Source organism: Paenalcaligenes sp. GW821-LYS-B07-1, assembly GCF_058803365.1.
In genome coordinates this window covers 1,411,521-1,436,185 of record NZ_CM179516.1, presented here as the reverse complement: position 1 = coordinate 1,436,185, position 24,665 = coordinate 1,411,521, and the positions used below count along the sequence as shown (strand labels likewise).

36 protein-coding genes are annotated in these 24,665 nt (G+C 49.3%); 9 read left to right on the top strand and 27 right to left on the bottom strand.

Annotated elements, in window-relative coordinates:
- The first annotated feature begins 20 nt into the window (after positions 1-20).
- A complete protein-coding gene (locus AC3QL0_RS06780) occupies positions 21-278 on the top strand; it encodes a hypothetical protein (protein WP_493010654.1) in 258 nt (85 codons plus the stop codon).
- Here the strand turns inward: AC3QL0_RS06780 and AC3QL0_RS06775 are convergent.
- From AC3QL0_RS06775 to AC3QL0_RS06680, 20 genes are all read right to left on the bottom strand, one after another.
- Entirely contained in the window at positions 275-1,681 is a 1,407-nt protein-coding gene (locus AC3QL0_RS06775; protein WP_493010653.1) for a baseplate hub protein, read from the bottom strand. The genes AC3QL0_RS06780 and AC3QL0_RS06775 overlap by 4 nt on opposite strands.
- Entirely contained in the window at positions 1,666-1,968 is a 303-nt protein-coding gene (locus tag AC3QL0_RS06770) for a phage baseplate plug family protein (RefSeq protein ID WP_493010652.1), read from the bottom strand. Before AC3QL0_RS06770 ends, AC3QL0_RS06775 begins: the two co-directional genes overlap by 16 nt.
- Positions 1,965-2,636 carry a phage baseplate protein gene (locus AC3QL0_RS06765; RefSeq protein WP_493010651.1) on the bottom strand — a complete coding sequence of 224 codons (672 nt, stop codon included), beginning with the start codon at positions 2,634-2,636 and terminating at the stop codon, positions 1,965-1,967. The genes AC3QL0_RS06770 and AC3QL0_RS06765 overlap by 4 nt, the downstream gene beginning before the upstream one ends.
- Positions 2,633-4,027 carry a hypothetical protein gene (locus AC3QL0_RS06760; RefSeq protein ID WP_493010650.1) on the bottom strand — a complete coding sequence of 465 codons (1,395 nt, stop codon included), beginning with the start codon at positions 4,025-4,027 and terminating at the stop codon, positions 2,633-2,635. Before AC3QL0_RS06760 ends, AC3QL0_RS06765 begins: the two co-directional genes overlap by 4 nt.
- A gap of 88 nt (positions 4,028-4,115) precedes the next feature.
- Complete coding sequence (locus AC3QL0_RS06755; RefSeq protein WP_493010951.1) at positions 4,116-4,271, bottom strand: DUF6889 family protein; 156 nt, start codon at positions 4,269-4,271, stop codon at positions 4,116-4,118.
- Positions 4,272-4,291: 20 nt separating this feature from the next.
- Positions 4,292-4,675 carry a hypothetical protein gene (locus AC3QL0_RS06750; protein ID WP_493010649.1) on the bottom strand — a complete coding sequence of 128 codons (384 nt, stop codon included), beginning with the start codon at positions 4,673-4,675 and terminating at the stop codon, positions 4,292-4,294.
- Positions 4,675-5,088: a hypothetical protein gene (locus AC3QL0_RS06745; RefSeq protein WP_493010648.1), complete on the bottom strand. Its 414-nt coding sequence runs from the start codon at positions 5,086-5,088 to the stop codon at positions 4,675-4,677. Before AC3QL0_RS06745 ends, AC3QL0_RS06750 begins: the two co-directional genes overlap by 1 nt.
- Positions 5,089-5,103: 15 nt before the next feature.
- Positions 5,104-6,240 (bottom strand): DUF3383 family protein, encoded by a 1,137-nt coding sequence (locus tag AC3QL0_RS06740; protein ID WP_493010647.1) that lies wholly within the window; start codon positions 6,238-6,240, stop codon positions 5,104-5,106.
- A gap of 19 nt (positions 6,241-6,259) precedes the next feature.
- The gene (locus AC3QL0_RS06735; protein ID WP_493010646.1) at positions 6,260-6,787 is read right to left on the bottom strand and encodes a phage neck terminator protein; all 528 of its coding nucleotides are present in this window, start codon (positions 6,785-6,787) and stop codon (positions 6,260-6,262) included.
- A gap of 1 nt (position 6,788) precedes the next feature.
- Complete coding sequence (locus AC3QL0_RS06730; protein WP_493010645.1) at positions 6,789-7,154, bottom strand: hypothetical protein; 366 nt, start codon at positions 7,152-7,154, stop codon at positions 6,789-6,791.
- Positions 7,151-7,618, bottom strand: a complete 468-nt coding sequence (locus AC3QL0_RS06725; RefSeq protein ID WP_493010644.1) for a hypothetical protein — start codon at positions 7,616-7,618, stop codon at positions 7,151-7,153. The genes AC3QL0_RS06730 and AC3QL0_RS06725 overlap by 4 nt, the downstream gene beginning before the upstream one ends.
- A complete protein-coding gene (locus AC3QL0_RS06720; protein ID WP_493010643.1) occupies positions 7,618-8,034 on the bottom strand; it encodes a DUF4054 domain-containing protein in 417 nt (138 codons plus the stop codon). The genes AC3QL0_RS06725 and AC3QL0_RS06720 overlap by 1 nt, the downstream gene beginning before the upstream one ends.
- A gap of 2 nt (positions 8,035-8,036) precedes the next feature.
- On the bottom strand, positions 8,037-8,354 hold the full coding sequence (locus tag AC3QL0_RS06715) for a hypothetical protein (RefSeq protein ID WP_493010642.1): 318 nt from the start codon (positions 8,352-8,354) through the stop codon (positions 8,037-8,039).
- 2 nt (positions 8,355-8,356) lie between these two features.
- Complete coding sequence (locus AC3QL0_RS06710) at positions 8,357-9,307, bottom strand: DUF2184 domain-containing protein (protein WP_493010641.1); 951 nt, start codon at positions 9,305-9,307, stop codon at positions 8,357-8,359.
- 11 nt (positions 9,308-9,318) lie between these two features.
- Positions 9,319-9,771, bottom strand: coding sequence for a structural cement protein Gp24 (locus AC3QL0_RS06705; protein ID WP_493010640.1), 453 nt, complete (start codon positions 9,769-9,771; stop codon positions 9,319-9,321).
- Positions 9,772-9,773: 2 nt separating this feature from the next.
- On the bottom strand, positions 9,774-10,880 hold the full coding sequence (locus AC3QL0_RS06700; RefSeq protein WP_493010639.1) for a DUF2213 domain-containing protein: 1,107 nt from the start codon (positions 10,878-10,880) through the stop codon (positions 9,774-9,776).
- Entirely contained in the window at positions 10,877-11,659 is a 783-nt protein-coding gene (locus AC3QL0_RS06695; protein ID WP_493010638.1) for a phage head morphogenesis protein, read from the bottom strand. The genes AC3QL0_RS06700 and AC3QL0_RS06695 overlap by 4 nt, the downstream gene beginning before the upstream one ends.
- Positions 11,643-12,977, bottom strand: coding sequence for a DUF1073 domain-containing protein (locus AC3QL0_RS06690; RefSeq protein ID WP_493010637.1), 1,335 nt, complete (start codon positions 12,975-12,977; stop codon positions 11,643-11,645). The genes AC3QL0_RS06695 and AC3QL0_RS06690 overlap by 17 nt, the downstream gene beginning before the upstream one ends.
- Positions 12,974-14,344, bottom strand: coding sequence for a PBSX family phage terminase large subunit (locus AC3QL0_RS06685; protein ID WP_493010636.1), 1,371 nt, complete (start codon positions 14,342-14,344; stop codon positions 12,974-12,976). Before AC3QL0_RS06685 ends, AC3QL0_RS06690 begins: the two co-directional genes overlap by 4 nt.
- Positions 14,319-14,804, bottom strand: coding sequence for a helix-turn-helix domain-containing protein (locus tag AC3QL0_RS06680; protein WP_493010635.1), 486 nt, complete (start codon positions 14,802-14,804; stop codon positions 14,319-14,321). The genes AC3QL0_RS06685 and AC3QL0_RS06680 overlap by 26 nt, the downstream gene beginning before the upstream one ends.
- A gap of 101 nt (positions 14,805-14,905) precedes the next feature.
- Here AC3QL0_RS06680 and AC3QL0_RS06675 point away from each other — a divergent pair, with 101 nt between their 5' ends.
- From AC3QL0_RS06675 to AC3QL0_RS06660, 4 genes are all read left to right on the top strand, one after another.
- A complete protein-coding gene (locus tag AC3QL0_RS06675) occupies positions 14,906-15,730 on the top strand; it encodes an HNH endonuclease (protein ID WP_493010634.1) in 825 nt (274 codons plus the stop codon).
- A 54-nt stretch (positions 15,731-15,784) separates the two neighbouring features.
- A complete protein-coding gene (locus tag AC3QL0_RS06670) occupies positions 15,785-16,300 on the top strand; it encodes a hypothetical protein (RefSeq protein ID WP_493010633.1) in 516 nt (171 codons plus the stop codon).
- 120 nt (positions 16,301-16,420) lie between these two features.
- Entirely contained in the window at positions 16,421-16,618 is a 198-nt protein-coding gene (locus tag AC3QL0_RS06665; protein WP_493010632.1) for a hypothetical protein, read from the top strand.
- Positions 16,619-16,745: 127 nt separating this feature from the next.
- On the top strand, positions 16,746-17,324 hold the full coding sequence (locus AC3QL0_RS06660) for a hypothetical protein (RefSeq protein ID WP_493010631.1): 579 nt from the start codon (positions 16,746-16,748) through the stop codon (positions 17,322-17,324).
- Between the two features lie 657 nt (positions 17,325-17,981).
- Here the strand turns inward: AC3QL0_RS06660 and AC3QL0_RS06655 are convergent.
- The 7 genes from AC3QL0_RS06655 to AC3QL0_RS06625 are packed head-to-tail and all read right to left on the bottom strand — an operon-like array spanning position 17,982 to position 21,393.
- Positions 17,982-18,359 (bottom strand): hypothetical protein, encoded by a 378-nt coding sequence (locus tag AC3QL0_RS06655; protein WP_493010630.1) that lies wholly within the window; start codon positions 18,357-18,359, stop codon positions 17,982-17,984.
- Positions 18,359-18,703, bottom strand: a complete 345-nt coding sequence (locus AC3QL0_RS06650; RefSeq protein WP_493010629.1) for a DUF1064 domain-containing protein — start codon at positions 18,701-18,703, stop codon at positions 18,359-18,361. The genes AC3QL0_RS06655 and AC3QL0_RS06650 overlap by 1 nt, the downstream gene beginning before the upstream one ends.
- Positions 18,700-19,347, bottom strand: a complete 648-nt coding sequence (locus tag AC3QL0_RS06645; RefSeq protein ID WP_493010628.1) for a DUF6475 domain-containing protein — start codon at positions 19,345-19,347, stop codon at positions 18,700-18,702. The genes AC3QL0_RS06650 and AC3QL0_RS06645 overlap by 4 nt, the downstream gene beginning before the upstream one ends.
- The gene (locus AC3QL0_RS06640) at positions 19,347-20,222 is read right to left on the bottom strand and encodes an LvrA C-terminal domain-related protein (protein WP_493010627.1); all 876 of its coding nucleotides are present in this window, start codon (positions 20,220-20,222) and stop codon (positions 19,347-19,349) included. Before AC3QL0_RS06640 ends, AC3QL0_RS06645 begins: the two co-directional genes overlap by 1 nt.
- A 37-nt stretch (positions 20,223-20,259) precedes the next feature.
- Positions 20,260-20,658: a Ref family recombination enhancement nuclease gene (locus AC3QL0_RS06635; protein WP_493010626.1), complete on the bottom strand. Its 399-nt coding sequence runs from the start codon at positions 20,656-20,658 to the stop codon at positions 20,260-20,262.
- Positions 20,655-21,086, bottom strand: coding sequence for a hypothetical protein (locus AC3QL0_RS06630; RefSeq protein WP_493010625.1), 432 nt, complete (start codon positions 21,084-21,086; stop codon positions 20,655-20,657). The genes AC3QL0_RS06635 and AC3QL0_RS06630 overlap by 4 nt, the downstream gene beginning before the upstream one ends.
- Position 21,087: 1 nt before the next feature.
- A complete protein-coding gene (locus AC3QL0_RS06625) occupies positions 21,088-21,393 on the bottom strand; it encodes a CII family transcriptional regulator (protein WP_493010624.1) in 306 nt (101 codons plus the stop codon).
- A gap of 29 nt (positions 21,394-21,422) precedes the next feature.
- Between AC3QL0_RS06625 and AC3QL0_RS06620 the strand changes: the two genes are divergently transcribed.
- From AC3QL0_RS06620 to AC3QL0_RS06605, 4 genes are all read left to right on the top strand, one after another.
- Positions 21,423-21,602, top strand: coding sequence for a hypothetical protein (locus AC3QL0_RS06620; RefSeq protein WP_493010623.1), 180 nt, complete (start codon positions 21,423-21,425; stop codon positions 21,600-21,602).
- A 334-nt stretch (positions 21,603-21,936) separates the two neighbouring features.
- Positions 21,937-22,665, top strand: a complete 729-nt coding sequence (locus AC3QL0_RS06615) for a S24 family peptidase (protein WP_493010622.1) — start codon at positions 21,937-21,939, stop codon at positions 22,663-22,665.
- Between the two features lie 150 nt (positions 22,666-22,815).
- Positions 22,816-23,481: a hypothetical protein gene (locus AC3QL0_RS06610; protein ID WP_493010621.1), complete on the top strand. Its 666-nt coding sequence runs from the start codon at positions 22,816-22,818 to the stop codon at positions 23,479-23,481.
- Complete coding sequence (locus AC3QL0_RS06605; RefSeq protein WP_493010620.1) at positions 23,456-24,622, top strand: ImmA/IrrE family metallo-endopeptidase; 1,167 nt, start codon at positions 23,456-23,458, stop codon at positions 24,620-24,622. Before AC3QL0_RS06610 ends, AC3QL0_RS06605 begins: the two co-directional genes overlap by 26 nt.
- The last annotated feature ends 43 nt before the right edge of the window (positions 24,623-24,665 follow it).

The following is a 24,665-nucleotide window of genomic DNA, read 5'->3' as shown; positions in this document are numbered from 1 at the left end:
TATACTCAAAAGGAACTGTTATGCCTAACAACATCCAACCCAAGAAAAGAACCTGCAGCGCCATCCTGCTTTTTGCTAAATGCACGGCTGCTGTGGCTTTGATCTTTGTGTTTTCTTACGAAGCACTGGCCATTTTGAGCATCATCTCAGCGGTTCTTTCTCAGTCAATCCCCTCCGCCCAGCACACATCCATTGCTTTTGCTTTGACGATAGATTTAATTCTTGCTGGGCTTTCAGGCTATTGGGCGCTGCGTTTACTGAAGTCGAAGAAATGCTAGGCCATATGAGCCTGCCCTACCTTATAGGCCGTCCTCACTCGATCAACGGCCTCCCCTCTAGTAATCTGGCCATCGTGATTTTTATCTAGGCCTCGGTTCTGGTTGTATGTATTAGGCTGTGTTGTTCTATCAATCAAAACGAAATCATCCGTCCTGCCAATGCCCTTTGGCATGAAAACCGCCATGTATGCGTCACCAATATTTCTGAGCTTGCCCTTGTATGGCTGGTAGTATTTCTCTACCCAACCAAGCTGCTCCACCTCAGACATGCGAGCAAGCTCAGTTGTAGTGGTCCCCATACCTGCCGCAGTACTTGGGATGAACTGAATCAGTCCTGTCGCCCCTGAGTACGGATTGCGTGTATACGACTTAAAACTACCACCTGTCTCAAAAGCGATGACGGACATAAGCCAATTCGGATCCATGCCCAAGTTCGCACTCACTTCACGCACTTTGGCTCTAAACTCGGGCGTAACAACAGAACCCCACACTAAACCAACACCGGTATCAATAGGCAAAGGCGCTTCTGACCCTGCCCTGAAACCAAGCATTCTCATATCCCATACATCGCCATGCGAATCGCCTAAGTACTGGATACTAAAAACGTTGTATTCACCGCTGGTCGATGCATCGCCCGCCATCTCGCCTACGTGAAGATTGCTTGTCTGGTATGTTGTGTATTCCGATTGAACGTTTATACGGTCACTAGTGGTTATTGCCGGATTAATACGGCACGTCACTTCTACGCCTACTCCACTCCCAATCCCTATAAGCTCAGGCATCCCAACCATTCCTGTGTACTGATTCACGTCGAATATAGGCGTGGTTCGCACTTCATTAATACGAGTTATAACGAGCGCGCCTCGCTCCTCCTTCCATGTAAAACCAAACATCCCCGCAAGGCTATCCAAGGTCTTAGGGATATCTTTATCAGCCGTCCATCCTGCTGGGAGCTTGTCATTTCCGTGAAACTGAGCCTCATCCACCACTAACGCAAGCGGCCACGAACGCGCAGCATCGTTAAGAACATCCAGCACGTGGGCGTTAGCGCCGTATGCCCCGTCCATCAGGCCACGCATTTCCGGCGTTCCGCCTCGACAAAATAGCCGAGTAATCACATCTGGGCCACGACGCTCTTTCATTACATTCGTGACTGTTCCTGCAAACAGGATATCGAAATTATCTATATACCCAGCGGAAAAGATAATGTCAGAGCGCTGGCTGATTGCTGCCGCTTTGCTTAGGTTGTAAAGCTGAACTTCTGCTCTGATGAAGCTATTCTGAGGGCTGACTTCAATATCAAACACCACACGAAATTGATGGCCTTCACGCCCATCAATAAACGTCTCTCCATTAATCATGACAGACCACTTGCGTAGATACTGATTTAAACCGGTAGCCATACCAAATGATTCCCCACGCCAAGATTGTCTAAAGTCGCTTCAGCGCCCACAAAGACCAACCTACCGATGTCATCAGGTAAGTTGTATGCCTCCGTTAGCACTGCTCCAGCATTCAACCCCATCCCAAGCGCCACCGGCGCACCATCCCTATAGATATCAAGTACCCACAGCGGCCGCTCCTGATAGGCCAGGTAGTTCACCTTAAATTCCAATAAATTGCCGCCCAAACGCTGCGTAAACCGCTGGTGTGCATGTGCGCTGCCGTTTCTTAATGGAATCTCTATCACAACGGTACCTCTCTGATTCCATCAACTACATTTACGTCATACACGATTGATACGCCTGGCGTGCCTCCCGTCTGTTGCCCCCTACTCGCTACAGCCGCCGCCCCCGCTTTACTTGGGTCTCCGTCTGCGAGTTGGTCTTGTGTTGGCTGCGTGAAATCCGAGAGCCTGCTCAACTGCACAAGCTCCTGAAGCTCAGCAACAAAGATCAGCCCGTTCTCTGTCTCTGGGTCTCTATCCCGAGATAGGCGGGTAAGCACCATGTCTTTAAGCTGGATATCCACCGCATCAACATCAAACGGCTGACCAGAAACAAGCAGATCCATGAGCAGTTGAAGCGTGCTTGATGCGCGTGTACCCGGAGTTCCAGAAAGAAACCCCGCTGACAATCCAGCGACAGTAGCAACTAAAGGATTGCTGCGCAGAATGTTAGACAAACCACCGGCCACCAACGCATATTTATCTATGACCTTCAGCGGGTTATTGCTGACAGCCCCAACCATGAAATACTTCATGGGCTGAATAACGCGATGGTCTGCTACCTTAACACCCGACTCAACGGGGTACCTCGTCAACTCGATAGACGCCTCAAACGTATCTTCGAGAACTGCATCAAACTGGTATCCCGCAAGCGTTGGTGACTGCCTTGTTAGTATGCTTACAATGCTCATCTGTTCACCGAAGAATAAAAATCACCTAACGCTTCCCGTTCGCGACGCTCAATAACATCAACAACCTTTGACTCAATCGCACGGCCATCCATTTCGACATGGAGATCTAGGCTGTTTTTCACATCCACACGTTGTGGTGCTACAGGACGATCTGCTTGTTCACGCTGCTCTTTAAGCATGATGACTTCAGGACTGACTCTTGCCGCCTCAGAGTTGCTTACTTCGCCACCTGCGTATACCGGCTCGTATGGCTGAACAAATCCAGAGGATGGTGACTCAAAAATCTGATATTCCGGCTCATGGATATTTTTCCTGTCGACCGGCATTACCCCGCTGTATAGGCTCTCGCTATTTTGGTATTCAGGCTCGTGGTAGTTCATTTGATTCACTGGCCATGAGCCTTCGGGTAACGGTCCTAGCTGACCATACGACCCAGAGGCAGACGATGGCAATTCATTCTGAGATAGATAATCTAGAGCCTCTATTGCCGGCCTATCAAAAATGTAGTCTGGCGGCCTATACCCCGTTAGAGACTCGATATCGTCTGGCTTAGCGTCCCACGCCATCATCGAGGCACCAGTGGCCATACCAATAGGGCCGGCACGCGACACCAACCCGCCAAGCCCTTTTAGCCCAAGTTTCTGCATCAATGCACCACCGCCCGACGCCAAAGCACCAGCCCCGATCAGTGATACGGCCTCTGGGTTATTGCCGATAATTTCAGTGCCCTTGCCTATCAGGTCTCTGTTTTTATCAAGAAAGCCACCGAATGAATCAATGATTCCCGTAAATCCGGGCAACACCTTTTCAGCAAGCGTCTCACCAATACCCTCGAATCTAGTATTAAGCTCAGCCAGAGCGCGGTTGTAATCACGAGCAGCATCAGTTGCACGGCCAAACTCGCCATACAGCTCACTGGCACGGGCAATAGCCGCATCAAGCTCACCGGTTCCACCGCGAATTGAGCGCATAACCTCGGGTGAAAAACTGAATGCGTTCTGAATAAGCCGTTGCTGGTCTTTATTTAAGCTGGGCATGACACCGGCAAACCCGCGAATTAACTCACCACCATTGGATGCATTCATTAATGAATATAATTCATCGCGCACCCCAGCAAATGCCGCGTTTTCAAATGGACCAAATGTTCCCTTTAATTTGAATTGCGCAAGCGCATCTTCAGCGGCATTAATTGCCGTTACAGCCTCACTGGCATTTCCGCCCATGGCGGCCAAAGCTCTGCCATACGCATAGATGTAGTCTGGGGAGGTTTTCAATCCTTCAACGGCGAGTTTGAACTCATCAACCCGATTACCTGCCGCCACGGCACCGCTACCCACAACAGCAAAAGCTCCGGTGATTGCCACACCAGTGAAGCCAACTAAGGTACGCATCCGGAAAAGGCTAGACTCTACCCCTTTCGCTCCCTTGTCGTACTTCTCAGTATCAAGGCCTACGCCTATCAGAAAGTTTTGTAAGACCTTAGCCATTGTTTAGTGCCTCTCTATGCGCCCTGACTAGTTCATCGATGGATTGATTAAAACGCTCAACGTCCTCGAGGCTATACGTTCCATCGCTGAGCTGCGCCCAAGTACACAACGGTGGACAGATACCGTTCACACCTACGCACGGGCGCATCAAATACCAATTCACTGGGCCTACACTGCCGGAACCACCTCTTTTGCGCTTGCGTCTGCCCAGTAGGTAAAAAAACCCTCTAGATTCCACAGCAACACCTTGGCGCGTAGCTTGTTCCACTCCATGGCATCCACATCAGAGAGCGAAGCCTGCTGCTGAGTACCCTTTTTGAAAACACGATCCAACATCAGGTCATCAATCTTGAGTTTCACTGCATGCGGCATTGCTAGGAACATGAAGAAAATCACATTCTCGTCAACTGGCTTGTCTGGAGCGCCTGCGCTCAAACGCTGCACAAGTGGCTGCGTTAGTATGCTGAGCAGCTCGTCTTGCGCAACAGCGGAGGCGCGGGCCACGTTATAGGCCCCGTTTTTTAACGTGAAGGATTTAACGGTCTCGCTCATTAGCCGCCTCGCAGCGTCGTAAACGCATTAAATTCCATGATGAACACATCATCGGAGATGGATGAGCCACCACCGCGATTGATTGCCCCATCATTCACAATCGCGCCCTCTGAGCCAACGGCATTTTCTAATGTGCCGATGATTGTGCGCGTGTATGTAATGTTCGCATTGCTATTGAACAGCCCCTGCATGTAAGCAGCATCTGCGCCACCAGGGTTGAGGTTCAAAGTGACACGGCGACCAGGATTTTTACGATCGAGACGTACAGCATTGCCGCCTTGGCCGCGCCGGATAGTTGACGCTTGATCAATAGGCTCTTCTGCAATGGGGTTTTCAGCCTCCCCCCAGTCGGTAATCTCTCGGCCGTTAACTGTAACAACCGTGTTTTCAGTAGTGATACTTGCTAATGACATTACGTGATCCTTTTGTTAGTAGATATCAACATCCACGATTGCTTTATGTATGGCACCGGCACGAAACAGTCGCATACGAATTGGTGCCGCCAGTCGCGCATTTCGATCTTCAGTAGAGAGTTCGAGAATGTCTTCCGGCTTTGTGAGAATTTCAAACCCGATGGTGTACTTCTCTACACCATCATCAGGGTCGACGTAATTGCGTGGCCCTAAATAGCCGTTAGCAATGTACTGTTCACCCACTTGTCGAGCTGTGGCTAGCAACACAGCTTGCCCACGCGGTGTTTGCTCCAACTTTGTTGTGACATTAGCCAGCGCGTTATACAAGCGCACAGTGAGCGTGTTGTTGAACGCATCAAGGTTCACAACATCATCGATATATTCGCCGTAGGTGGAGTGAGTTTTTGTATTGAGCCAGCGGCCAACATCCTGACTACCCTGCATCTCTACAATGACGTAAAACGGCGCATTCTTTGACTCCATCGCTGCGATCTCTGAGCCTTTCAGATCCTCTGCCACAACGCCCGGAGACTTTTTAAACTCGCCTGTAATAGTCGAACGCTCTGCAGAGTAATTCACCGCTGCAAAATGCTTGGCCAAGTAGGCACCGGAATAGCTATTGCTGCTGTGCGCTGGGGTGAAAACGTGTCGATGTCCCAAGAGGTTCAACTCGCTAGCGATATCATCCGTTTTGTTCTGGTCTCGGATGCCGGTAGTGGACTCACCAACCTGGCTGTTAATGAACATGCTGGCATTCTGCTCGCACCAGTCCGCAATAGCCTTTACGTCTCCCGCACCCGCAAGGACAGAAGCAGTAAACATGCTCCAATACCACCAGTACGCATCACGCGCCTTGTTCAATGTTTCAGTGATCGCCGCATCTTCGCCTGTCATCCAGATTGTGACCTCGCGCATCTTGGGAGTACCGCCAAGCCATGCGGCGGCAGCTTTATACGTCTCGGTGGATTCTGGGAAATCTGCGGCCACTTCCTGCGCAGTGAAATACGTCTTGCGTGTATCCGCCACATGCTGACCGGCCACAACATCAGCAGATGCAGCGAAAACAGTGGCGGAGGCAAAGTTTGCAAAACCCAAACCAGCCGGGCTGATTCTGGCGTTTACTTGGATAATTCTGTCGGCTGGGTAGCTCATAAATTAGTTCCTATCGAAATTAAACCCTGACAGTCATGGATTGCAGCTCGCTACCGTCTTCGTTCTGTGCGGCACCGGACACTTCCATGATTCGATTGATGTTGTACTTACTAGAAACTTGCATCCGTAGATAGATTTCTACTCTTGCCCGTTCTTCGTAGTTATTTGATTGCAGTGCGGTTAAATCCAGCACTGGGCCGGTAGACATGATGTTGACCCCAGCCTTATATAGCGGCCAGACAATGTCATCACGCTTGTCCATTTGCAGCATGTTGGCTGCATACTCCTTTGCCCCGTCTCGGTAAAACTCGACCGTACAAGTCACCTCTTGTTGGCTGCGGATCGTGTGTTCAAAGGTTTCGTCATCCGGCAATAGCTGCCTGTCTTTGAAGGCCATGCCACGCTCACGTATGTTCGTGCCGATATGAATTGACGCGTAGCTACCCTTCGGTGCTTTGTGATTATCGGCAGCGGGGATAATCGTAGGGACGCAAGAAGCCTTAGCTACTGCTGTATGAAGTAGCTTGTACAGTTCAATGTTTTTCATATCACTGGTCGTCGTAACGACTTACTATGAGTTTTGCGTAGGTGCGCCATGGCCGGATATCTGAGTCGATGATTTCCCATCGCTGGTCCAGCATTTCAATGTCGTGACTGAGCTTCAGCTTTTCCAAGTCGCCCGAGTTAATGTAGATCTTGCGCGAGTCTAGTATTCGTTTACCCTCCCGAAGAAGATTTTCAAGTTCCCGGTCTCGCAGCGGCTGAATCGTTGCCGTGTAGGTTTCCTCAATCGGCACTCCCGGCACCCAAATACCGTAATCATCGCGGCGCCCTTCTTCAAACGCATTGATAGTCACAGAAGGCGATGCGAACACATCATCAATGTGCCCAGCCATATCTAACGGCCCACTCATACACCCTCCTGCGGTTTTTTCCGTACCACAACTGATGTGACAGAGTTACGCATATTGCCCATATCAATTAACGGATTACTGGACCCTTTCTGTTTGATTGTGGCCGGCTTGTTTGGTGGAGTATCAAGATCATCGATGTATTGCTTAATGGCACTCTCAGCCTCTTGTCCAGCTCGTGCAATAACCTGCTTAGCGTCCACCCCCTCAGCAATACCCTCTTGAATGGTTTCTAGTATTTCTTTGGTGCCTGACTCTAGGCCTTTATCCAGCCACGGGCGAGCAGGTATGTCGTCATTGCCAAAGTGCTGAATAGCACCAAGGGTAGCGGTTGTAATATCGCTATCCTTGGCTTGGCCCGCTGATTCGTGAATACCTACAAGCGCATAGTGTGATGTGCGCAGCTTATCGACTTCCTTTTTAAGCGCAGCCTGCACTTGCTGAAGCCCTTTTATGTTCATGCTCATTACACTACCCTCGCCCCCATGCCAGCACGCCTACGAAGCCTATAAAACTGCTGCCCGTAAACCGTATATGTCAGGGCATCGTTACCAGCATCCATCATTGCAGCCACACGGTACGAGATTGATTCATCTCCTACCTGCTTAGATTGCGTGTTAAGCCTGGCTATTCCCCCCACGCCATTGGTTGGGTTATCGCCATAGAAGAACGTTAACCAGTGCGCAGCGTACAGATACATGCCTCGCCGCTTGAAGTTACCGCACTTCAGCGCAAACACACCCCAGCCGCTGCCGCTGGTTTCCGCATCTGCCTCGCACAGCACCTCCTCAATGGTATCGTCCGCCCACTTCGTACTATCGGAGAATTGCCCTTTGAAGTAGGCACGGAAGTCAGCCACAACGTCTGGGGTTATTTGCACCATGATTACTCCTCGGTACCGGTTTCTTGGTCGTTCAGTAGCGCGAGAAGATCATTTTTCTTTGTGACGCCTTCCGGAATCGCAACCCCCATCTCTTCCAGCGCTGCCTTGATTTCACCTACTGTCAAAGATTTACTGGATGTGCCTTTGGAATCACCGTTGTCGCCCCCTACATACTCCAACCACTTCGCCTTAACAAACGCACTCTCAGCAAGCTCTTTTGAATCGGCCACAGTATGTGTTTCGCCTGGTTGAATATCAATCACTTCGCTCCCGATGATGTGTCGTAAGGGGTGATTGGATTTGTTGGTAATCTCTGCCATGTTTACACCCCGTCACGGTATTGGTGAGCCTTAGGAATACGAACTTCCGTACCGCCAGTACGCAAGATGCCAGGAATAAACCAGCTCAGCGCACTGTCTTGGTATGGAGACTGGAAGCGAAAGCCCATTGGTAAATGGAATTTAGCGGTTTCTTCGGATTTGGTATAAACCATCATCCGATCAGTACCGCCCGCACCAGCACCTTTCAGGCTTAGCTCAGGCGTGAACTTCACTTTCCCGTTGCGGCCAGACACGAGGTTCATTTCCAAGTACTGAAGCAATGTCATATTGCCGCCAAACGGTAGAATCGCGGACGACAACAAATTACGCTGCGCAGGAGGCAACAGGATATGTGTTGGTGCAAATGTGGTGTTGGTATTGGTGAGGTACACCTCATCAATCGCTTGCTGGAAAAAAGTTACTACAGCTTGTGCGCCAGCCACGTCAGTAGCACCCGCTACCAATGCTGCAATTGTTGATCCTGCCGCTGTTACGCCAATGCCCGGCATATTGAACAAGCCACCATAGCCCGCTTCTTTGTTGCCTACATAGGCGAGCTTATTCAAGCCTTGCTCAGCAATGCGCATCGACGCCTTAGCCTTGTCCGCGCTCAAGTTGATATTGAGCATGCGAGCTTGGTTGATTTCTTCCAAACTAAAACCGTAGCCCAATGCAGCGGTTTGCACCGGATGCGTACCCAGCTTGTAGCCAACATCCGCGCGATTAATGTCGTTGGAGTTAGGGCCTACAAAGGCCAACTCGCCGCGCGCATCAACAGAGGCCACGGCAACGATAGGCGCCCACTCAGGAGCAGAGCTATCCACAGGGATCAGCTCAGAGTATGTAACATCTGGGTACCTGGTCTCGTAGACCTTGGGCTCAATGTGTGTACGCTGGCTAATCAGAAACGACATTGCCGATTCTGGGCTAGCGTCAAATGTATTACGCTTCATAACGTTCGTCCTTACTTCAGTTCAATTTCAGAGATTTCGCCAGGCGCCGCTGTGCGCACGAAACTTGCACCGGCTAGAGCTACGTTGTCTGTTGATGTCGACACCAGCTCACCGGTGGTGGGCACAACGTAAACCTGCGCGCCGTTTGCAGACCCGTCAGAGACCTTCACAAACATGCGCCCTTTTTTCAGGACGGACATCGCGCGGTTTTTTGTGTAGGCGGAAACGCCATCGATATCGTTCTCTACGGCTTGAGTACGCAATGTCACGCCAATTAATGCGTCAGCGGTTGCGCCCCCTAGTGCAGCTTGCTTATCTGCGGTGCCACGGCTGACCGCAACACCAAAACCAATAGCACCGCTTTCGGCATGAAACGAATCAGCCCACCATGGAAAATCAGTATTCAACTGCCCGTGGTAGCCAATCGCGGCGTATTGCGAAAAATTGCTTTGAGTTACTGACATCGTTACTCTCCTTTCCAGTCGTTGGAGATACGCTCCATGCGGGCGTGATAAGCCGCATCAAGCGTCGTCTGACTATCTGATGTACGGACGCTGGAAGCATCCTGCGCCAAGTTACGTTTTTGTTCTGCATGCGGATCTGTTGCTTCTGCCTGCTCTACAGCCATGTCAAAAGCCGCCTGCACATATGCGTCAGACTTACCCGCCCAATCGATTGTGGGGCGAGCCTTAGCCAATGCTGCGCGCTGAATTTCCACCGGGTTAAGGGAGTCGCATGTTGCCTCTGGCGCAACCTTGCCCGCCTTCGTCTGCGCATCAATCACAGCAGTGACTCGCGCGCTTACTGCTTCATCAGACGCCTCAGCCTTCAAAGCAGTGATCTGCTCAGCTTGGCCATCGATCGTTGCCTGACGCTTATCTAGCTCAGCGCTGGAATCGGTAACTTGTTTCTGTAAGCGCTCAATGAAGTCCGATACGAGCGCGGCAGTGGCCTCGTCTTGGACTTCCACCGAGCGACCGCTATCGAGCGTAATCTTGCTCATAGTGTTTCCTTTTGCTTGGTTATCAAAAATTCGGGCTTGCCGCCCTGCTCGTGCCGCCCCTGCGGGCAAAAGTGCGACGTGGTTAATGTGAATACCACGCTGCACATAGTCGTAACTCACGCCATCCGTAATACCTGGCGCATGCTCATACTCGGCCGTATAGCCTGCCGAGAGTTCTACAAATCCCCGCTCCTCCGCCATCCTGATAGCATCGGCGTCTTTGATGATTAGGTTGGCCATAACAAAATCGCCATCCCGTACACCTGCGCCTTTAATCAATCCGACTGAGGTAGCTTTATAGTTTTGAGCGTTAACCAGCTCATCAGGGTGCAAAACGGTAATGTCTGCGCCATCAAACGAGGCAAGGCTATCTACGCTAAAAACCTCCTCTGGTGGTCGGTACACGGTAACTACGGCGTTAGGATCGCCATCCAGCCCTAGTTCTCGCCGTAGGTACTGCTGCGTACCTGTTTTCGATGCACGCCCGGGGACCAACAAAAAGCCCGCATCTGTGTAGGTGCGGGCTGTGGCTTTAAACGTTGCTTTGTCTTGTATAAAAATCTTGCTCATGCGGCTTTACTCTCCTGATATCGCCGAACGATAGAGTTGCGGATGGGTTTAGCCCAGCACCGGCACTGGTAGTCGCTACCAGGCTTGATTGTTTCCCCGCGTTCATTTTTTGGCGGGTCGTCCCATCGATAAATCCCCAGCCCATACCCTACGTCCGCCTTTGCTACTTCGTCATGGCTATGCCTAACGCGCTCGTCATGCGAAGTCATCCATCCAAAAAACTCATACCCAGCATCCTGCTGACGACGTTCAGCGAGTTCTCCGTTTATCTTGGCCGTTTGATCACGGGCGATAAAGCGTGCGCGGCTCTGTGCTGCGCCATACTCATCCTCGATTTGCCTTGCTACTTCGCGCGGCAATAGACCCGTGCGCATATTGGCCAACACAGAGTTTGCAACGTTGCCCAAATAACGCTCAGGTATCGACTGGATTAGGCTTGCGTTCTGAATGGATGCCGCCTGCATGTTTGCAATAACCTCGGGCGAGTTCTGTAAAACGTCTATACCGAATCTCCGTTTCTGCTGGCGATCAATTACAGATAGCGTGGTACGCACAAATTGTGATGCCAGCTTATCGGCCAGCTTACGAAACCCCGGCGACGTCCAACGCTCTCGCAGGTGTTCAATGACGCCCTGAATGTCCGTCCCCCAAGAGTCACGTACATAATCAGACTTCAATGAATGGATCGCGGGGAGTAACTGCCCATCGATGTCTTTTTTCACAGAGTTCACGATGCGCTGCAGTATCTGGTTGTATCGAATCTCAGAGCCTGAAGTCATCGTCATCACCCTTTATAGGCTTACCGAGAGGCCCAACGCTCAAATCCTCGCTGGACTCTATGCTTTCGATAACCCCATCTCTGTACTGATACACCTCATCAGCTTCAAGCCTACGCATCACTTGGGCTCGTCCCACCACTCCAGCATCTAGCAAAGCGACATCTGTTTCCGCCTCAATCTTGCGAGCCTCTGCTTCTTCCTTCCGGTTTGGCTGCGCTAGACGATTCCAGTCATAGTTGTAGTCATCTGGCATATGACCTAACGCGCTACGCACCATGATTTCATCTAGCAATGCCATGGGGCGATCTAGTTGACTTGTCTGCTGACTGCGGATGCCGTCGTAGTAGTTCTTTAAATCGCCTTCGCCCGTGGCATTCAGGCCCGCAGCGGACTGACCAAAAAGGCGCGTGACTGGTATGTCAGCAGCGCCAGAGATCCACACCATCAGCGTTTCCAGCACTGGAGCAATACCAGACATATTCAGCGTCAGTCGATCTAGCTTTTCATCACTGTCTAGCAATGCAGTGTTGATGATCGACTTCATCTGATCAAAGATTGTGTAGCGCTGGATAATGGCTGCTTCTTGATCAGTAGACAGATCCTCGCTCAACCCTTCTCGTGTTATCACATCCACGTTCGCCGACTGCATTAACTCTGCAATACCGTCTTTAGCGGATACGGTGTCCTTGATGTCTTCTAAACATCGTCGTAGCTGTGAGTCACCCCAGCCCTGAAGCATTGCTCTCTGCCTGCGTGGGAGCTTGGCACCTGCGAAGCGGATAAAGTGCGTCCAATGTATGCGCTGGCCGCCCTGATAAATCGTATAAAACTCTGGCTGCAGGTAGTTATCAGCCAATACGTCCCATGTATTAATGTCGTGCGGAGACAGATCCCAACGATCAAACACCATTAGGCGCTGCACCCCACCCTTCTTAACCAACTCTGGGCGGAAAGGTTTCTCGAAATCCTGATTAGTGAGGGGCAAAATAGCTCCGCCACCGTACAAACGTGACCAGGACAGAGCCTCGTTAACGCAAGACTGTAAGTTCAGCCGGTCTTCCTCTTTGCGGATTTCATCAGCAGCTTGGCATTTGATCGTGCGCCACTCTCGCGTCATGTCGTCCGCAGGAATATCGACAATCTGCCGGGCTATCCAGTTCGTTTGATACGCCGCCTCAAGCTCTTGGTACCCCAGCATGCCACTGGCAACAAACCTGTTGTAGTCCCGTTTGCCTTTGCCCATCCCCAGCCCAGACATGACGTTTACCAAGCCGTCTGTAGTAGGTTGTAGCTTTAATTTAATGTGCGGCTTTTTCATAACATATCCGATATAGAAACTCGCGCTAGCATTCCTCTGCTTGCGGCAATAACAACCGCATCAGCTAAGTTCGGGGACTTAACGTCGCGCTTCTCTAAGTCTTTTTTCGACTCGACCTTCACCTTGCCTTGATTGTCGTAATCACGTAGTGGTGTAGCCAACTCATCCATGAGCCGATCTAGCAGCTTGCTGTCGATGCGCTCACTATCAATGCTGATCATTTCATCAGCCTTGAAGCTGCGCCCCTTAGTGACCGCTAAGTGCGTATTTCTGAATCGATCAGCCAGCAGCCACCACGCCTGTGCTTTGAGGTTGGCGAAGAAATCTTTGTTTTGTATTCTCGTGTCGCTGTAGTTGCGCTCAGGTCGTTCCACCTTTGCGCCAGCATTGAATTTGAAATGGCGACGCCAGCCCATGCTATTCAGGTGCGAGCCTGTGCCAGCCCCCACACCAATGCTGTCGTAGCCGATGACATCAGCGGTGATTTTTTCAGCGTTTTGCTTTGTTCTAGCAGCTGACTCGCGCAACTCATCCTCACCTCCCCGCCATTCATCAAGCAAGCACAGGATGGATCCATCTATACCTGCGTTGGCGTTCTTGTCCTGTCCGTCATCTGCTACGTCGTAGCCAATGCATTTCCGTCCAGTCCAATCAGCCTTAACAGCCAAATGCGCATCAATAGCAGACTGCACCCAAGAGCGTTTAATAACCGCCCCCTCATCAGAGTCCTTAGGTACGCCCAGGTATGTGTGCTGGTAGTCCTCGTAGTCGCTTTCTTTTGCAGCCGCGATGATATCCAGCATCGTCTGCGAGAGGAATGGATTCTCATCGTAGTTAACGCGGCGGACTATCGTATTTGGCGGTGGATCAACAACGAACCGCTTATACGTGAAGTCAGTCGCCAATCTAGGGTTAAAGATGATCCAAACCTGAGAGTGAGCCTTACGAATCGTGGGCTCCAAAACCTCCCACTGCGCTTCGGTCAGGTTATGCGCCTCTTCGATCCAAAGGATATCGATACCCTCTAGTGACTTGATCTCATCAATATGGCGCCACAAGCCATAGAACATGAACTCTGTGCCGGTGTGGCGATTAATGATCTTGTCTCGCTGGATATCAAACCGGTCAATCAGGCCAAACCGCTCAATCTGGATTTTGAGTAGCGAATACACCGACTCAGCAATCTTGTTCTGGAACTGCCTAGCGCACAGAACGCGCAGTTTGTAGTTATCAGCTAGATAGACAACAAAGCCTGCTGCATCCCATGACTTTGATGATGCTCGGCCACCGTACAGAACACGGTTACGAGCAGGCTTTAGCCAAAAATCTCTTAAAACAGGGTTAAGAGTCGGTTTCTGTTTCTCCATAAAAATGACCCAACCCTGTAGGTATTAACGGCGCTCCGTCCTTGCCTGTATGTTCAATGTTTTGCTTGTCACGCCATCTAGCTGGCTGCCTATTCTTGAGCCAGAAGATCGCTGCCGTGGTATCAGGCGGGTAGTGCTTCATGAGCGGCGTTACCGTTATCTCACCCTGATAGTTGCTTACATGAACATCAGGGTGCTCATAACCGGATGCGCGATGAAAAAGCTTTGACGCAATTTCAGCATCAGCAATCTCCTTGCCCTTTTTTATGGACTCAAGAAACTCCGGGTGTGCTTTCTTCCAGGCGTTGATTGTTTGCTCTGATACATCGAAGAAATCACCCAACTCTTTATCAGTAGCCCCAAGCAAACATAGCTTATATGCCTGCTCAGCAAACTCTTTCTTGTATCGTGATGGGCGGCCGCCCTTAGATTTGGCAACCTCCTTGCTTTGTGCTGTCATACATCTCCTCCAATTGGTTTTCACGCAAGAGCACACACTTTGTAACTTAGAGCCTTACAATAAACACAACACAACATAAAAAGAGGAGTGGTCGGCTAAACATGAAAGAATCGCTAATAGTTCTTACCAGTAAAGGCATGGCAGATTTCTTCGATGAGGATGGCATTGGCTGGTGGACGGCTGCAGAAAAGAGAGTAGAAAAATGTGACTTCGTAATCTGCACTCATAATCAAAAAAAATCCCCCGACTTACACAGGCAGGCATTTTTTATAGGGAGAGTAAACGGGGTCACCACTAATGGATATGACCGTATATGCGTAAACATAAGTGAGTACGCATATCTTAATATCCCTAAATATGGGCCTGTAAATCGGTCACCTTTCAGCTATATACCAACTAAAAAAATTGGTTTTGACCCAACCAAGCTTATTTGGAATAAGTTTGACCCTGACGTTATCCTTACTACCGATGAAAATATTGATAGACAACAAGCTCTCAAGGCTGTTAAGGCAGAACCATCAAAAACAACGCGAACAGCTTTAATAGAAGCCCGGGTAGGCCAAGGACCTTTCCGCGCTAAACTTTTAGAAGTATGGGATGAAACCTGCCCAATAACCGGATGCTCTATCCCTGAAGCCCTCCGTGCCTCACACATTCTCCCCTGGGCCGACAAACGGGCGTCCAACCATGACAGACTGAATGTAAACAATGGGCTTTTGCTTGCTGCCAGCATCGATGCTTTATTTGATCGCCATCTCATCAGCTTTTCTGATAGCGGAAAACTGATTATGAGTGAGAGAGTTGCTGACCAGATGCACGCACTTGGAATCACCGCTTTCTCGTTACCCAAACTCAACAAAGAGCAGCGAAAATATATGAAACTTCACAGAGCCAGATTTGGAAAAGGCATAATAAAAAACATATAAAACTGCCAGAAACCTCCCCACGAAGTGAAGAGTTTTTACATTAAGATAGGTTCAATGAAATTTGATCAAAAAATTGCAGCTATAAGCCTGCTCACTGCCATTATTAGCGGCGGAGCCACTTGGTTACTCTCAGACTTCTGGAGGCGAGGCGCAGAAAGCGAAAAAATGATGCAGCTTGAAATCCAAACAGCCAGAATTCCAGACCTTGAAAACCAACGTCAACGCGAGAAAGACAGGGCTGACCGTTTAGATCTAGAGGTGGCATCTCTTAGGCAGCGTATTGATGACATCACGGCCACACACAACGCTGAAAGCGCTCGCTTACAAGAGTCTCTTCTATCCGTTCAACAGGAGTTAATCTCTGCTAACTTTAAAGCGTCGGCACAACAAAAATGCGCGTATTTAGATGAGTTAACAAAAAACAGTAAGGAGAGACTCGATAACCTGACATCTATAGTTGTTGTCGGTGACCCAGATGTCTTTTCTAGACCAGATGCAGGACGGAGGCAGCAACTCTTGAGTGAATTTCAGCAAAATCGTGCAGCCCTGGTTGAGTGCCTCAAAGGCTAACCGCTACCAAGAAGCGGCGCTGTTTTGCGGTAAGCGCCATGTAATTCACCTATTTTAAGGATGCGAGTGATGTCCAACTACCCAAATACAAAAATTGAATTTCAGGCAGGTAAGGATGTTATGGATACCGACCAAATGCGAGAATCCAGCGCTGAGCTATACAGCAACTATATTCAGACCGACATCTTTTCACTCGATCATCGAGGGGTCTTGAGAGCAACCCACGGTCAATACCCTATTGCTACTACACAAGAACAAATTGACCTGCTGATTTCATACCTACAACAAACCAAGCACCTTATAGCCTTGTCCGACTAGACACCCAAACACTGAGTGCCACCTCACTTTAAGTGGTCAAATTTAATGTTTATAAAACTTTTGACTCAACAGAATATCTGATGGTGAAACTTATAGATTTTTCCAAAAACAAGAGAGCCCGCATAATATGTCATTACAAAAAAAATTCTCCATCCCTGAAATACCTCCAATAGAATCCCCTGAAAAAATGTGGGAACTACAATTACTCCTTGATGAAATAGCTCAGGAACTATTCGGCAGCAGAAATAAAAACAAGAAACTCTACCAACCAGTGTTTGCAGAGGATGGCCCATTTGTTCGAAACACCCCCAATCTCGATGGAGGGTATGCTGAGCTAAGCCTTAACGCTGCTAACTATTGGCCTACCGCAATTTACGAGCTTGCCCATGAAACATTGCACCTACTAGACCCAAGACCATCAACACCCGAAGCTGGTGCGAACTGGCTTGAAGAAGGTTTGGCAGTAGAGTTTTCTTTACATTGCTGCGCACTTCTCCTAGTTGAACAACCTCATGTCAACATGAAGAGTTATAGCCAAGCTAGGCAACTTGTGAGGAGGCTTGGGAAAAACGTGTTCGGTATTGCGAAAGAAATACGTACTAAATCTGGACATTTCAGTGATGCAACACACTCCCAGATCCATGAGTGCGCACCATCATGCCCAGACCATATAGCTCAAGAACTTGCTAAACAGTTTGTTCGCTAACAAAAAACCCGCCGATCTCACAATAGGCGGGCATAATTTACCTTTGTTGAGTGATAAAATCGCACGCTTTCTCCACAGGAAAAGCCAACTCATGCCAATTACTATCCTGATCCCGATCATTACATTGCTTTCACTTGTCCTAGCCTGGCGAACTCGCGGCGTTGATCGGGCACTCAGCCTTGCAATTACGGTACTAAGTGCAGGCTTTTCTGCGGTGTATTTCTATATATTCTCTGCGCTCTGATACGACCATCCGAAAGAGCCGGACAGCCCTTCACGTAAAGAAAAACCCGCTCAATCTTTCGACTGGCGGGCTGCTTACTCAATACCTGAAATGACTCTGTTCGCTAGTGCTCAAAACCTATAGGCGCACCGGGGCTTGCTGATATTGTCCCGCTTTCAGTCCCGCTTTGCAAAAGTTCATGTCCCGCTTTTTCCAAGCATATGTAGCTGCGCCGCCGCTTACTAGATCTGCCTTATCAGACTCCACAACACCCGTTTCCTCTAGGTGCTCTAGCACTCGTCTAACGCCACGCCTAACTCGCTCCCACTCAGCTTTGTTTGGCTTTCCCCTCACTACGTGGCGAACTATCTCAATCACCTTAAAGCGACGCCCTGGCATACACCCCATCAGATCGATCACCTCGCTTGCGTACTTCATCTGAACGCCTCCCAAACCTTTACCTTAAAATCCCTTAATGCCAGCTTGTAGTAGAGAGCCGATATGCCGATATTACGGCTGGCTTTCTCCCCTCTGATGTGATCTGACAAATTCCCGTATTCCTTAATGCGCGTGTACTCTGCGTGGATGACGCGCTTTTCGTCGTGGCATAGCGTTTGGTAGATGGCCTCTACCGTCTTGGCGCGTTCGTGGTTTACCGGAATGCTGCTCTCATCGTCTGCCTCTACCTCCTGATACGGAAACGCACAGGTACGCGCCGCCTCCCCTATCTTCTTTGGCCCCGGATACTCGCCCTCCCAGTGCATGCGTGACCAGTTCCAGATCTCATCATCTACCCACGCCGGTATCATCATCAGAACTCCTCCAATGCCCAGCCACCACCCTCTTTCTTGGTCTTGGCTTTGATCGCTATAAAACGAAACGGGTACAAGTCAGCGGCTACCTTGATCTTTACTCTGGCATCGTCTTGCCAAAAGCCTTTAACCTCGTGCAGTTCCATAACCCCATCAGTACGCATCACCGCGAAGTCAGGCGTGTAAAACGTGTTGTCTGCTAGACGAAGCTTCACACCCTCAAACTTGAACCACGCCACTTCACCAGCAACTCGCAGCATCTCAAGGTGTTGGCCATAGGCGGCCTCTGTTTTGTTCATCTGGCCTACTTTCAGCCTGCCTAGCGCAAAAGATGGGTTTCTCATGCCACCTCCCGAACGGGCGCAGAAAGCTGTAAATGCTCTGCGGCATCCATTTGCTTCCAGCCAATAGCAATCTTTTCCGCACCGTTAGCCAACACTTGCATTGCCTTGGGTGTATCACCAATCAGGACTGGCGGCTGTGAGCGCATACCGTTCTGGCTGTTCTGTGCCTCAGCCAGCCCGATCAACGATTTCACATGCTCACGCGCCCCACCTTGTAAACGATAGCCGCGGTACCGGTTCTGGAACTCCTTACCTACAAAGGGCCACTCATCCTCGGATTTCATACCAAATGAAACCCATCCGCCCATGTCCATAATCACAGCGTGGATTGTTGAGTCATCAAACACCACTGTCTGGTAAGTGCCCACGCTACGCACAGCACGGTCTACCTTTGCCCATGCAACCAATGCGCCATCCTGCGATGTGCCGCCAAGAAGTCGGATAATGTCAGCGGGTTTTGGCAAGTACTGGCCGTTATCGGGATTCATGCAATGGCGTGTGAATGCTTCGCTAACAGCAGGAAAATCAAAGCTCTTGCAGGTTTCCCACCAAATACTGATCAGTGCGTCGCTTAGATCGCTTCTGTACATTGCGTATACGCCACTTAGCGTTGCCGCGAACTGAGGTTGATCCGATATCTGCATCACATGCCCCTTTGTGCCCAACGCTGGGCTACGTCCATGTTTCGCGCCTCTAGCGCTTCCTGTTTGTTCATGCCGCCAGTAGGCGCAGCGGATCTGCTGATCACATGAAGCCCTTGTGCTGGCACAGCTTCCGGCAACCCATCCTCCCAACGGCGTTGGTTCAGGTACGTAAGCGGCGCAGGCTCATAGCCAGTCGTCCACTGCTGTGTGGTTTTCACGGCTCGTAGGTGATCCAGAATTTCGTCAGCAATGGATTCGAGCTTTTTGGTTTTCCAGACTTGGGCGCACTTTGCCTTTGCCACCTTGCGGCCAGTGCTTGGGTAGGTTTCCCAAAACTCTTGGAACCGGTTTTTAGGTTTTCCCACTATGTCTGGTTCGGCAGAACCGGACGAAGTAGTTATTACTTCTGTTTCTTTATCTGTATCTGTTTCTTTATCTAGCGCCGTTACTGGTGCGTTACGTAACGCGTTACTGCCGTTACTATCTGAACTCACCGAACTATCAGCGCTCTCTGGGGCGGGCTCTTCTTCTTTCTTTTTTTGTCGGTAGCGGCGTTGACGCTCTGCATTAGTAGGGTCTACATCACTGCGCATTTGGCGCTTGTCCCACGCTAAGGGTTGCCAGTCGCTATCAATTAGCCCAACAGCTATGAGGCGCTTCTTCACCTCACGAATGACGGCGTGGTCGATCCATAAGCGCTGAGCAACGATACGGTCTAATAAGTCCGCATCGCAGCCCTCATCAAGTGCACCATCAGACTTAAGAGCCAGCACGCCCATGAAATGGCGTTGATCCTCAAAAGCCAAAGAGATCATCTTTGGGTCATTCAGAAAGTCCGTATACACGCGGAACCATGGCATTTTTTGAGTACTCATTTTTCCTCTTCCCTTGTGATCGTCATATCTAGTGGCTTCATATCGCACTCTCAAAACAAACAGCTCGTACGGCTGTATGGTTTTCTTGTTGGGTCATCGCGTATAAATCCATTTCTGTTACGCCGTACGTACGCTCAAATGCGCGTCGGCCCAAGCCGTGATAGCCGGTATTGCCTCGGTGATGCTCTGGGCATAGTGGAATAGTCAGTAGATTGCTATTGCGCTGCCCTGCTCCCATGCCGTGGCGTAGGTGGTGTATTTCTGCTGGCGTAGCGCCAAAGCCCAAATGACGGCAAAGAATGCAGCCAGCGCCAGCCTGTTGGCTCATGTGAGTGCGCTCAGCTTTTGTTGTGCTGCGCTTAGATGATCGTTTCACCCAGGCACTACGTTTCATTGGTTTGGTAGGTGCCTTAAAGGTGCTGTTGTAGGCTTTCATCGTGACGCCCCCGGAAACTCCAACATCACGCCACGCGCACGGAAATCAGCCCGCACGGCTTCTGCATATGCACTTAACTGTTTGCGGCTCATGATCGACGTGACTGGCAGGTACTTCATCATCAATAGCTTTTCTTCGTAGCTGCGGCCTTTAATGATTGAGTCGTACATGCCCTGAAACTCAGCATCTTCGGCGCGAAGAATCGGCACACCATGGTGAAGCTTGCAATAGCAGCGCCAGCCTAGTGCATCGTCCTCAGGTAGCTCTCTAGCTATCTGCCCATACCAAACATGGGTAATGTCGTTCTGAGGCAAGGTGCGTGCTTTACCGGTCTTAATTGAAATGCGTAGATAGCGATGAGCTTGAAACTGCTGCCGAACATCGCCCATGAACCGCTGTAAAGACTCATCACTATTCACGATTTGCATATCAACCCTCTTCTGACTCGTCTACCTTTGATTGCAGGTACTTGTAGGCCATACGCTCAAGCGCCCGGATATCGTCTTGGCTCATCACCACAGAATCAATTGGTGCAATCTGGAGCCCTAGCGCTGCCAGCAGGTGACAGACCTTATCTAGGTCCTCTTTTGTTCTACTCACCGTGCTTGGAGAAACCTCCATGAAAGCAGCTGCACGGTCTTGAGTGACCACTGCAAGTCTGCGCAAAACTACTGATTGAATTCTTGCGCCATTCTTGCGGGTGCTTTCAACCCGCTCAGGCGATACTGTTTCCATATCAATCTCCAACGGGAAATTATTTAAAAATGATCGCAATTACCTCGACCGAGAAACTACTGACACAAGCCAACCTGATCTGCCAATCTGTGACAAAACGATCAGACATTAGCTACGAATTACTGCATGCCGTTTTTGAGCGGCTATGTATGGAGCAAGACATGCAAGAAGTTCTTGAGCCGCAAAACTCCTCTCATGACCTGCATTAAAGGTGGGCCTCAGTAACCACAAGCGGCGTCGGTCGCTGCAATAGGTAAGCCCAATCAACATCAGGCCTAAGCACTTCACAGCGAACTTTGCCGCCAGATTCTCTATCTAGGGCAATGCATAGGCTTTCGCCCAATCTTTGGCCGATTGAGGATGCTTTGCGCAGGTACCCAACAGTCGTGCCGCATCTGCTGGCGTAACCTGCTTGGTCAGCACTACTCATGCTGTTTAGGTAGTTGATTAGTTCGTTCATGCCGAAATATTACCCATAGGTAAGATAAATATCAATACCTGTGGGTCATTTACTTACAGGTAAGTGTTTGATGAAATACGCACATGGATAAATACGAAGCGCGAAGAGCAGCGCTTATTGCTCTACGAGAAAGCATTGGCCACGGAGCCATCAGGAAAATTGCTGAAAAAATCGGCAAGGATCCTAGCTATGTCTCGCGCATGCTTTATCCACCATCCAAGAGTGGCTACAAAAGAATTGGCGAGGACTCGCTTGATGACTTAAACCAAGCGTTCCCTGGCTGGTTTTTAGATCCTGATTCGGCCCATCTGTCTGATGAGCATGATGGCGAAGATATAGGGTCCATTTCCAGCACCAAGAAAACAACGGACGTAATCATTACTCAGTACGATCCAGAGGATGCAGCGGGGGCTATGGGGCATGGATTAGAGTTGAGGGACCAGCCTGGCGTTATTCAAAGCTGGCGTGTCAGCAAGGACTGGCTGAATCAGAACGTCAAAAACCACTCCGGCAGCACCAACCTTTGTATCGTCACGGGGTTTGGCGACTCAATGCAGCCAATGTTTAATCCAGGTGACCCATTACTGGTTGACCTAGGAGTTACGTGTGTTGAGTTTGATGCGGTGTTCTTTTTTAGAGTAGGCACTGAGGGTTATATCAAGCGGCTGCAACGCATCCCTACCGAGGATGGTTTAGTTATACGTGCCATTTCAGAAAATAAAAGCGCATACGAAGCGTTCAACATCACGCCAAAGATGGACTTTCAAGTCTTGGGGCGTGTTTTGAAGGTATGGCGTAGCCAAGAGTTTTAGGCGTAACACTAGCCCCACCCAGCAGTAACACCGCGCACAAGTCGTATCGCTGCGGTCTGATGTATAAGTGGAAAAGCCTTTCCGTTTGGTTGACAAAAGTCATTGATTTTCATATCATGTTGACAACATAATTTGACAACATAGGCGCATATGACCATCGAAAGTTATGATCAATTAGTAGATTCGGAAATTCCTGCAGCTAGCCAAGCACACATCCCTGGCGCTCTTAAACGGGCTTACGACCTTGCTGATGCTCTAATCACAGATACTCCCTTTCTATCAAAAAATCACAGCATGGCTGCGCGTGGACATATCATCCAGTACTCCGTTGATTATCAACTAATCATGCTAATAGAAAGCGGACAATGGCCATTTGACTATCGGTGGGAGGCTTTCCCTAAACCTACAGGAAGATACCTACAAATCATGTCGAAATCTTCCATCATTACAGCTAGTCGTCTGCAAGATGATAATCAAATTCCTCGGAAAGCCGTTTTTAGAGAAAATCTGAGATTAAATAACAACCCAGCGCAGCTCACTCTACTCAGTGAAAACGCTTTTGTACAGCCAAAAAAAGAAAGGTTTCACCTTATACTTGGCCACGGTTACCAAGAGCCTGATTTTGCTAGGTTATATATTCCGCACTCTGAAAGAAAGACGTGGAGCTGGAGGTCGGAGAATATAATGATGCAACTCCAGACTGTCAAAACAGACCTTCCTAAAGAAGAAAGACCAACAGAAAAAGTCAAACCACAGGTCAAGGAAGAGTTTAAGGAATGGATAGAAAGAAATGGCACTAATTACAGAATGCCTTAACAAAGAGAGTATTGCTGACTTCATCCCGGAAAGACTCACTGAAGCAAGGGAGGCTAAAGCCCTCAACCTCACAGACCTAGCTGATAGGTTAGGTGTAACAAGGCAGGCCGTATCTCGATATGAGCTTGGTAGTCTAAAGCCGAGTCCAGAGGTTTTCTCAAAAATTCAAGCTGCTCTAGAGCAGCCATCAATTTTCTTTACGACAAGAAGAGGGCTATCTCATTCAGCCTCAGGACCGGCTTTTTTTCGGAGTTTTAAATCTGCAGCCGCCTCATCACGTAAGGCATGTATAAGGCAGAAACAATGGCTCACTGATATTTATAGCCAAATAGAAAAGTACATCAATCTATCTGAGGTGAACCTCATTGAGTACCAAGATGAGGTCTATTCTTCTGAGGATATTGAAGCTATCGCCATGCAGTGTAGATCAGCGTGGGGATTGCAGGATGGCCCTATTGGCAATATGGTCGAACTACTCGAGGCAAATGGTGTAGTTGTAGTCCGTTCTGAGCTATCAAATGACAAGATTGATGCTTTTTCATTTTGGTATGGTGGACGGCCGTTTATCTTCTTAGGGTCTGATAAAAACTCTTCATGCAGATCAAGGTTTGATGCTGCTCACGAATTAGGACATCTAATCCTACACGGCGGTATAACCAGCGACCAGCTAGAAGAAAACCCTGAAACCCTAAAAAGAATAGAAATGGAAGCCAACTCTTTTGCTGGGGCTTTTTTACTACCACACACCTCCTTCCCAGCTGAGATCTTCTCTAGCCGGCTTAGCCATTTTGTGCAGCTAAAAAAGAGATGGAAGGTTTCTATTGCAGCAATGATTTACAGGTGCAGTTCACTTGAGCTTTTTAGTGATGCTCAAGTTCTAAATCTAAGGAAGCAAATCAGTGCCCAAAAAATGAGAACTATTGAGCCTCTTGATGACGAGATTCCAATCGAAGAACCTGAAATGCTAAGGCAGTCTTTTGAACTAATAGTTGACCATGGCATTAAATCACCACAGGAATTTGCAAGAGACATTCCTTTATCTGCAAAAGCAGTCAGCCGGTTTCTAGGCGTAAACTACGATATTTTTCTGCCCAAGAACATGGCCCCTGTAATCTCCATCAAAGAACTCATGAAAACCTAAATTAAGCAGTACAGAATATCTACCCCCTTAAAAAAGCCGCCTC